At 72.3% G+C, this 9120-nt stretch carries 7 protein-coding genes; 5 read left to right on the plus strand and 2 right to left on the minus strand.

The features are described from left to right. The first annotated feature begins 235 nt into the window (after window positions 1–235). Genes B9S58_RS03495 through B9S58_RS03515 form a run of 5 tightly spaced genes read left to right on the plus strand, consistent with a single transcriptional unit; the run spans window position 236 to window position 6249 of the window. The gene (locus B9S58_RS03495) at window positions 236–3433 is read left to right on the plus strand and encodes a nitrate- and nitrite sensing domain-containing protein (RefSeq protein ID WP_103530673.1); all 3198 of its coding nucleotides are present in this window, start codon (window positions 236–238) and stop codon (window positions 3431–3433) included. Continuing rightward, window positions 3430–3921, plus strand: a complete 492-nt coding sequence (locus B9S58_RS03500; RefSeq protein ID WP_103530674.1) for a roadblock/LC7 domain-containing protein — start codon at window positions 3430–3432, stop codon at window positions 3919–3921. Before B9S58_RS03495 ends, B9S58_RS03500 begins: the two co-directional genes overlap by 4 nt. Then, entirely contained in the window at window positions 3918–4334 is a 417-nt protein-coding gene (locus B9S58_RS03505) for a DUF742 domain-containing protein (protein WP_103530675.1), read from the plus strand. Before B9S58_RS03500 ends, B9S58_RS03505 begins: the two co-directional genes overlap by 4 nt. Beyond that, window positions 4315–4962 carry an ATP/GTP-binding protein gene (locus B9S58_RS03510; protein ID WP_103530676.1) on the plus strand — a complete coding sequence of 216 codons (648 nt, stop codon included), beginning with the start codon at window positions 4315–4317 and terminating at the stop codon, window positions 4960–4962. Before B9S58_RS03505 ends, B9S58_RS03510 begins: the two co-directional genes overlap by 20 nt. A gap of 51 nt (window positions 4963–5013) precedes the next feature. Then, window positions 5014–6249 carry a styrene monooxygenase/indole monooxygenase family protein gene (locus B9S58_RS03515; RefSeq protein WP_103530677.1) on the plus strand — a complete coding sequence of 412 codons (1236 nt, stop codon included), beginning with the start codon at window positions 5014–5016 and terminating at the stop codon, window positions 6247–6249. A gap of 64 nt (window positions 6250–6313) precedes the next feature. Here B9S58_RS03515 and B9S58_RS03520 read toward each other — a convergent pair whose 3' ends face one another. Together B9S58_RS03520 and B9S58_RS03525 are read right to left on the minus strand one after the other, a co-directional pair. After that, the gene (locus B9S58_RS03520) at window positions 6314–7606 is read right to left on the minus strand and encodes a C40 family peptidase (protein WP_258044172.1); all 1293 of its coding nucleotides are present in this window, start codon (window positions 7604–7606) and stop codon (window positions 6314–6316) included. Window positions 7607–7768: 162 nt separating this feature from the next. Further along, window positions 7769–9120 (minus strand): PQQ-binding-like beta-propeller repeat protein (locus tag B9S58_RS03525; protein ID WP_258044173.1); only part of this gene is annotated, 1352 nt, incomplete at its 5' end.

Genomic DNA, 9120 nt, shown 5'->3' on the forward strand with positions numbered 1-9120 from the left:
AGGCGGAGCGGAAGTTCCACCCCATGGCCCATGCATGGTCAGGGGTGCACCAGGGGAGACTTGTTCGCCAACTCCAGAGTGTTGTTCACTCCTTCGAGTGGCGGAGCGGTTGATGCGTGCCCCCCTCTCAAAAGCACTGGAATGGTCAGAAGCCGTACCAGGAGCGGGGCGCCCTTCCATGTGACCGTGCGTCACCTCTGCTTCAAGGGTGGACGAGTCAAGATTGCGAGCACCGGTGCAGAAGAAGCGGCCGCGGAGCAAGGGCACGACGCGCGACGGTTCCGGGGCGACGCCTCCGGCACCCGGCGCGGACAAGCGGACCGTGCGGGTGCGCAGCCGACTGGTCGCCGGTGTCGCGGTCGTCGGGGTCATCGTCATAGCGGCGGGCGCGCCCGCCGTCCTCGGGGCCTCCGCCGATCTCAGCGAGTCCCAGCGGCTGGTCACGCTCGCCGAACTGAACCAGCAGGCGGTCACCCTCGGGCACTCCCTCGCCGACGAACGTGACGCCGTCACCGCGTACATCGCCGACGGCCGGGACGAGGACGACGCCAACGGCGCGAAGAACCGCGATGCCCGCACCACCCGCGTCGACCAGCAGATCGACGAGATCCACGAGGCGGCCTCCGCGGCCCTGCGCCGCGACCTCTCGACGGTCGTCTCCCTGCGCCGCTCCGCGCTGACCGGCAAGGGCTCGGCCCTCAAGGCGCACCAGGCGTACTCCGACATCATCGCCAAACTGCACGGCATCGCCGCCGAACTGGCGGAGAGGACCCCGCCGCGCGCCGCCGACGCCACCCGGGCCCCGCTCACCCTCGGCGGCGCCTCCGAACAGGCCTCCGCCACCCGCGGGCTCCTCCTCGCCGCGCTCGCCGTGCCGAGCCCCGAGCCGACGGCCCCGCTGACCGACCCCTTCACCGGACTGCCCGTGCAGACCCAGGACGAGGGCGACACCCGGGCCGACCGCGAACGCGACGAGCTGAGCGCCGCCGCCCAGCAGGCCCGGGTCCGGGAGCTGGCCGCGCTCGCCGACTTCGACCAGGCGGCGGACCCGGAGGCCCGCGACAAGCTCTCCGCCACCGTCACCGGACCCGAGGTCAACGACGCGGAGAAGTACCTCACCCGCCTCACCGACCGCCCCGAGCTCTCCGACGCGGAGCGCAGGGTCAGCCCCAAGAAGCTGGAGGCCGCGCTCTCCGCCCGCGTCGACCGGATGCGCAGCGTCGAGTCCGCCCTGACCACCGGCCAGGTCCAGCACCTGGAAGGTCTCCGCGACGACGACGTCACCGCCCTCGAACTGAGCATCGCCCTGCTCGGCGGCTGCTTCCTGCTCGCCGTCGGCGTCTCCACCGCCGTCGCCCGCACCCTCACCCAGCCGCTCGCCGTCCTGCGCATCGGCGCCGCGCGCCTCGCCGAGGATCCCGAAAGCGCCGAACCGGTCCGCTACACCGGCCGCAACGACGAGTTCGCGCAGGTCGTACGGTCGATGAACACCCTGCACGGCAGGCTCACCACCCTGCACCAGGACTTCACCGGACACCTCGAGGGCCTCACCGGCGAACGGTCCAAGCTGATCGCGGGCCGGGAGACCCTCGTCGCCCAGCGGGCCGAACTCCAGACCCGGGCCACCGAGCTGGCGCAGCTGAGGAACACGGTCAGCCACACCTTCGTCAACCTCTCCCTGCGCAACCTCGGGCTGGTCGAGCGGCAGCTCGGCGTCATCGAGGGCCTGGAGGAGCGTGAGCAGGACCCGGAGCGCCTGTCCACGCTGTTCAAGCTGGACCACATGGCCACGGTCATGCGCCGCCACAGCGAGAACATGCTCGTCCTCGCCGGCGCCGAGCACGGTCACGGCCACGCCGGACCGATCCCGCTGGTCGACGTGGCGCGCGCGGCCGTCAGCGAGATCGAGCGGTACGAGCGGGTGACCATCCAGTCCCTGCCGCCGCACGCCCAGATCGCCGGGTTCGCCGCCGACGACCTCAGTCACCTTCTCGCCGAGCTCCTGGAGAACGCGACCTCCTTCTCGCCGCCCGACTCCCATGTCGAGCTGTCCGGCTGGCTCCTGGAGAGCGGCGAGGTGATGCTCTCCGTGTCGGACGCGGGCATCGGCATGTCGACGGTCCGGATGGGCGAACTCAATGCCAGGCTGGCCGACCCGGCCTCGTTCGAGCCGGGGGAGCGGCACATCGACATGACCGGGGCCGGGCTCGGCCTTCAGGTCACGTCGTTGCTGGCCGCCCGGCACGGAGTGCGGGTCCAGCTGCGCGAGCAGAAGGGGAGTGGTGTGACAGCCGTCGTCGTCCTGCCGGAAGCCCTGCTGCCCAAGACGCTGCCCGCCGCCTCGCCGCCCGCCGTGCAGCTGCCCCGTGACGCGCCCACGCTCAACCTGCCGGGCTCGGTCGCGGAGGCCAACTCCAACGCGCTGCCCAGCCGTTCACCGCTCCAGCCCGGGGCCCCCGAGCCCGGAACGCCCGCCGGGGCCGAGCCGACGCCGTCGCCGGAACCGACCCCGGAGCGCGAGCCGATGTCGGCGGCCGATGCGGCCACCGGGCCGGCCGCCGAGGTGGCCTCGGACCTCGACGCGGAGAGCGACTCCGAGCCGGCCGCCGAGCCCCTGCCCGCCCTGGACCCCATGATCGCCGCCGCCGAGCGGGCGATCCGTGAGAACGCCGCCGGGAGCGCCGCACTCGACGAGAGCCCGGAAGCCACCGACGTACCGGAGCAGGAGCAGGACGCGTGGCAGTCGGCCACGGAAGCCGAGGCCGAAGCCGAAGGGCCTGAAGCCGAGGGGCCCCAAGCCGAAGGGCCCGGAGCCGAGGCCGGGGCAGGGTCGGAATCCGAGGTCACCCTGCAGGTCCGGCTGCCGAAGCCCCCGTCGGACCCCGTCGCCCCGGCGACCACCGACCCGTACGCGATCGGCCCCGACCGCCATGAGCGCCCGGCCGAGACCGGCCCGGGGTACCAGGACCCGGACGGGCCCGCTTTCCGCCCCGCGCCCCACGCCGAGGCCGCCGATACCGCCCCCGCCGACACCGTCCCCGGCCCCCGCCGCCCCGAGGCCGGGCGGATCACCGACAAGGGGCTGCCGAAGCGCACCCCCAGGGTGGTCCGGCCCGACACCGCCCCCGCCACCGGGCGCACCGGCAGCCTGGACCGGGACGCCCTGCGCCGCCGGCTCGGCAGCTTCCACCAGGCGGCGGAGGAGGGTCGGCGCGACGTCGAGGCGGAGATCGCCGAGACCGGCGGCATCACCGTCGCCACCCCCGGGGGCGTACCCACCGACCGCCACGGGTACCAGAGCGCCACCGCACACGCCACAGGCGCCGCACAGGACGCACGTAACGCAAGGACCGCACGGACCGCCGAGACCGGCGGCCGGGCGGACGGCCGGAACGAAGAGACGGGGGACACAGTCGAGGAGGCACGCAGTTGACTGCGCCCAGCACATTCGGGCTGAGTACCGAGGCCCGGAACCTTCACTGGTTGCTGAGCAATCTCGTGGAGGAGGTGCCAGGGGTCCACTCGGTCACCGTCGTCTCGTCCGACGGCCTGATGCTGCTCTCCTCCGACCCCGGCCATCTGGCCCCGAAGGCGGCCGCACCGGCCGCCGGGACATCGGACGGGCCCAAGGGATCCAGCGCCGACCTGGCCACGATCGTCTCCGGCATCGGTTCGCTGACCGTCGGAGCCGCGAAGCTGATGGACGGCGGCGGCGTCAAACAGACGATGATCGCCATGGACGAGGGCAGTGTCTTCGTCATGTCGATCAGCGACGGCTCGCTCCTCGGCGTCCACGCCACCCCGGACTGCGACATGAGTGTCGTCGCCTACCACATGGCCCTCTTCGTCGGCCGCGCCGGACACGTACTCACCCCCGAACTCCGCAGTGAGCTGCGCACATCGTTGGAGAGCGCCCTGTGACCACCGCCGCCGCAGAACCCGCCCCCCGGCTCCCCGTCCGCGGGGCGGACAAACGCCCCGCCCGGGTCCGCCCGTACTCCCTCACCGGCGGCCGCACCCGGTTCGGGCACGTCCTGCTCGTCGAGACGTTCGTCGCGGCACTCGAAGCACCCGACGAGCGCCGCGAACTCACCAACGGCAACCTCGCGTCGCGGGTCGTGCCGGAGCTCCAGGCCATCGTCGAACTCTGCCGCCGGATGCGTACGGTCGCGGAGATCTCGGCCCTGCTGAAGATGCCGCTCGGAGTCGTCCGGGTACTGCTCAGCGACTTGGCCGACCAGGGAAAGATCCGCGTGTACGGGACCGGTCACGGCACCGGCCAGCCCGACCGCGCACTGCTCGAAAGGGTGCTCAATGGACTCCGCCGTCTCTGAGGCGCCGCTCTTCGCCCCGCGCCAGCCGGGGCCCCGGGAACAGGCCGAGGAGTCCCTCCAGGCCTGGCAGCTCGACCACACCCGCGCGCCCACCGCCACCAAGATCGTGGTGGCGGGCGGCTTCGGCGTCGGCAAGACGACGTTCGTCGGCGCGGTCTCCGAGATCACGCCGCTGCAGACCGAAGCGCTGATGACCCAGGCCAGCGAGGAGACCGACGACCTCACCGCGACGCCCGACAAGATCACCACCACCGTGGCCATGGACTTCGGCCGGCTCACGCTGGATGACGACCTCGTCCTGTACGTCTTCGGCACACCGGGCCAGCAGCGCTTCTGGTTCATGTGGGACGACCTGGTGCGCGGGGCGATCGGCGCGGTCGTCCTCGCCGACACCCGCCGGCTCGCCGACTGCTTCCCCGCCCTCGACTACTTCGAGAGCTGCGGACTGCCGTACATCGTGGCCGTCAACCACTTCGAGGGGACGCCCGGTTACGAGGCGGAGGACGTCAGGGAGGCCCTGACCGTACCCCCGCACGTGCCGATAGTGATCATGGACGCGCGCAACCGGATCACGGTCGTCGAGTCGCTCCTGGCCCTGGTGGGCCACGCTCTCGACGTCACCCCCTAGCACCCGCCTGGATCGAACAGATTGCCTTGATCAACACAACGGAGAGCCGCGATGCGGAAGATACTCATAGTCGGAGCCGGCCAGTCCGGGCTCCAGCTGGCCCTGGGGCTGCAGTCCAGAGGCTACGAAGTCACCCTGATGTCCAACCGCACCGCCGATGAGATCCGCACCGGCCGGGTCATGTCGACGCAGTGCATGTTCCACACCGCGCTCCAGCACGAGCGTGACTACCAGCTGAACTTCTGGGAGTCCCAGGCCCCGAAGATCGAGGGCCTCGGCGTCTCCGTCGCCGCCCCCGACTCCTCCCGCGCCGTCGACTGGGTCGGCAAGCTCGACGGGTACGCCCAGTCAGTCGACCAGCGCGTGAAGATGGCCGGCTGGATGGAGACCTTCGCCCAGCGCGGCGGACAACTCGTCATCCACGGGGCCGCCGTCTCCGACCTGGACTACTTCTGCCGTACCTACGACCTGGTGATGGTCTCGGCCGGCAAGGGCGAGCTGGTCTCCATGTTCGGCCGGGACGCGGCCCGTTCGCCGTTCGACGCCCCGCAGCGCGCGCTGGCCGTCGCCTACGTACACGGCATGGGCCCGCGCCCGGAACACCCTGAGTTCGACGCGGTCCGGTGCAACCTGGTGCCGGGTGTCGGCGAGCTGTTCGTGATGCCGACGCTCACTACCTCCGGCCGTGCCGACATCCTCTTCTGGGAGGGCGTCCCGGGCGGTCCGCTGGACGCCTTCCAGGGCATCAAGGACCCCTCTGAGCACCTCGCGAAGACGCTGGAGCTCATGGAGAAGTTCACGCCGTGGGAGTACGCTCGCGCCACCAAGGTCGAGCTGACCGACGCCAACGGCACCCTCGCCGGCCGCTACGCCCCCACGGTCCGCAAGCCGATCGGCCGGCTGCCCGGCGGTGGCCTGGTCCTCGGCGTCGCGGACGTCGTCGTGGCCAACGACCCGATCACCGGCCAGGGCTCCAACTCGGCCTCCAAGTGCGCGGACGCCTACCTGGACTCGATCATCGAGCACGGCGGGAAGGAGTTCGACGCGGCGTGGATGCAGTCCACGTTCGACCGCTACTGGGAGACCGCACAGCACGTCACGAAGTGGACCAACGCGATGCTCGGCGTCCCGCCGGAGCACGTGCTGAACCTGCTCGGCGCGGCCGGCCGGCTCCAACCGGTCGCGGACCGCTTCGCCAACGGGTTCAACGACCCGGCGGACTTCGAGAACTTCTTCTACGATCCCGAGAAGACCAACGCGTACCTGGCCTCGCTCACCGGCGCCTGAACGCCCCGCCCACCGCTTCGGCGGCCGGACCCGCACCGCCGGCCCGGCCGCCGAGGTCCAGGCCCTACGGGGCGGCGTCCGGCGCCGCGTCCGTGCCGTATCCGGTGTCCGCTCCGTCGCGTGCGCCCTCGGGCAGCTCCGGGAGCGTGTACGTGGACAGCGGGGCGCCGCCGGGGTCGGGGCGGACCGCCCCCAGCAGCGGGTTCGACGCCAGGGGTGAGACCTTGACCTTCGTACCGGGGCGGGGCGCCTGCACCACCAGACCCTTGCCGATGTACAGCGCCACGTGGGTCGCCTTCGGGAAGTAGATCACCAGGTCCCCGGGGCGCAGTGCGGAGACCGGCACCTTCGGGAGCTGCTTCCACTGTTCCTGCGAGGTGCGCGGGATCGCCCGCCCCGCCGCCGACCAGGCCTGGGACGTGAGCCCGGAGCAGTCGAAGGAACCGGGCCCCTCGGCCCCCCACACATACGGCTTGCCGATCTGCCGGATCGCGTACGCGACGGCGTCGCCGCCCTGGCGGGTGGGCGGCCGGGTGGAGCTGAGCGCCCCGGAGGCCACCAGCTCACGCTGGGCCTTGTCCACGCCCTGCTGTTCGAGACCGGCGAGCTGGGTCAGCTGCTCCTCGGAGAGCGTGGCCAGCAGCCCCTCGACCTCCTTGAGCCTGCCGCGCACGGTGTCGCGCTGCTTCTTCTGCCGGTCGGCCAGCTTCTTCTGCTGGTCCAGCGCCTTGCGGGAGGCGGCGGCCAGGGTGTCGGCCCGCCGGGCGGCATCGGTCAGCCGGTCCACCGTCGCCGCCCGGTTCGCGGCCAGCCTCCCCACGACATGGCTCTGGTCCAGGGCCCGCACGGGGTCGCGGGACAGCAGCAGCCGGAGGTACGCGGCGAACTCGGTACGCCCCTGGTACTGCTCGCGGGCCAGTCGCCCGGCGTCCCCGCGGCTGAGCTCCAGCGCGGCCCGCGCCCTCGCCAGGTCCGCGTTCACCTTCTTCAGGTGCGCGGTCCGCTGCTTCAGCTTCTCGGCGGTGGCGTTGTAGGTCTCGCTCGCCTCCTCCGCCGCCTGGTAGCGGGTCTGCAGTTCGCGCAGCAGGACGACGACGCTCCTGGGCGCCCCGGGCGCACCGAGGGCGGTCTCGGCGTCGGCCTCCGGGACATCGGCCTCCGGGACATCGGTCTCGCCGGCGTCTTCTTCCGCGCCCTCCGTGTCCGTGCCGGCCGTCCCCCCGGTCTCCTCGGCCGGCGGTACGGATGCTTCGGACGGTACGGGGCCCGGTTCGGCCGACGCGGTGGTGGCGGGGGAGACCGTGAGCGCCGCGGCCAGTGCGGTCGTGCAGACCGCGCGCAGGAGTCTGCCTGACACGACATCACCTCCGTGACGGAGACGTAGCCCGGCAACGGGCTCGTCCATAAATGGGCGAATCCGATAATCCGGTCATTCGGTGTCAGGTGATGCAAGCACCGCGCGGCGCGCCGTCCGGGAGGTCCCCCGGACGGCGGTGGTGGTGGTGAAAGGGCCCGGGTCTCAGGCCACCGGGAAGGCGTAGAAGGACCTGTCCCGCTGGACGACGACGGTCTCGCCGACGGCGAAAGCCCGGTACGACGCGCTCACCGTCGCCCCCTTCGGATCGGCCGACCCGATGTCCTGGAACTTCCACAGCCGCTCGCCGTCGGCAGCCGAGAACGCCGTGACCTGGACGGCGTCGGCGGCGATCAGGGTCTTCTCGCTGCCGCTCAGCGTGAGCGACGGAGCGTTCCCGATGCCCGGCACCTCCGTGGAGCGTCGCCACACGAGCCGGCCGCTCTCCCGCTCCACCGCGCCGACCAGCCGGCTGCGTTCGGTGGTGTGGATCAGGGGCCCTGCGACCAGCGGGGTGCCGAACACCGAGCCGGTGCTGCCCTCGACGCGCCACAGCGGCTTCGTGGTGTCCGTCTCGAAGGCCTGGAGGTCCGTGCCGACCGCCGCGTACAGCGTCCCGTCCTCGTCGCCCGTGGTGGCCGCGTCGGGGGAGGACGCGCCGTACTGCTTGGTCCACAGCAGCTTGCCGGTCTCCTGGTCGAACGAGCGGACCGAGCCCTTCCCCTTGGCCGCCTTGACCTCGGCCGCCGTCAGGCTGACCGCGTCCTGCCGTACGAGGACATCGGCGGAGCGCACCGTGACCACACGGTAGGAGGGGGTGCCGGGGGCGCGGCCCGCGGGCACCGCGGTCCGCCACAGCTCCTCGCGCCGCACGATGTCGTACGCGAAGAAGAGGGCCTGGACGACTTCCTTGTCCTTGCCCTTCTTCTTGCCCTTCTTCGGCTTCGGGGCCTTCACGGTGACCGTGTGCGATCCGGTGAACCAGATGACCGGCCCGGAGCTCCCGGCCAGCCGTCCGACGGTGAGGCCCGGCAGGTCGGCGAAGGCGTCCGTGTAGCGCACGCGGTGCACGACCTCGCCGCTCTCCGGCGACAGCCACAGGAACTCCGTCGGGCTCGCCACGAAGACCAGGTCGTCGCCCGCCGCCAGCGCGGCCTGCCCCTTCGCGGCGTCCGCGCGCTGCCACAGCCGCTTGCCGGTGCGCAGGTCCAAGGCGCTGGCCTGGCTCTCGCTCGTCACCACGAGCAGCTTGTCCTGCCATACGGCGGTGGTGAGCGGGGACGACTCGGAGGCCGGGTGCGCGTAGCTCCAGCGCGGCTCGGGGGGCTGCCCGGGGAGCGTACGGCGGGGCTTCGGCGCGGGCTTGTCGTCGGTAACCACCGCGGTGCCCCCGGACCCGAGCGCGGCGACCGAACCGCCGCCCACGATCAGCCCGCCGACGGCCGCCGCCGCGATGGTCAGCAGGGTCCGGCGGCTCGCGGCGGGGTCGGGCACCGGGGCCGGCGCGGGAGGCAGCG

This window comes from Streptomyces sp. SM11 (assembly GCF_002910905.1).
Lineage (GTDB): Bacteria > Actinomycetota > Actinomycetes > Streptomycetales > Streptomycetaceae > Streptomyces.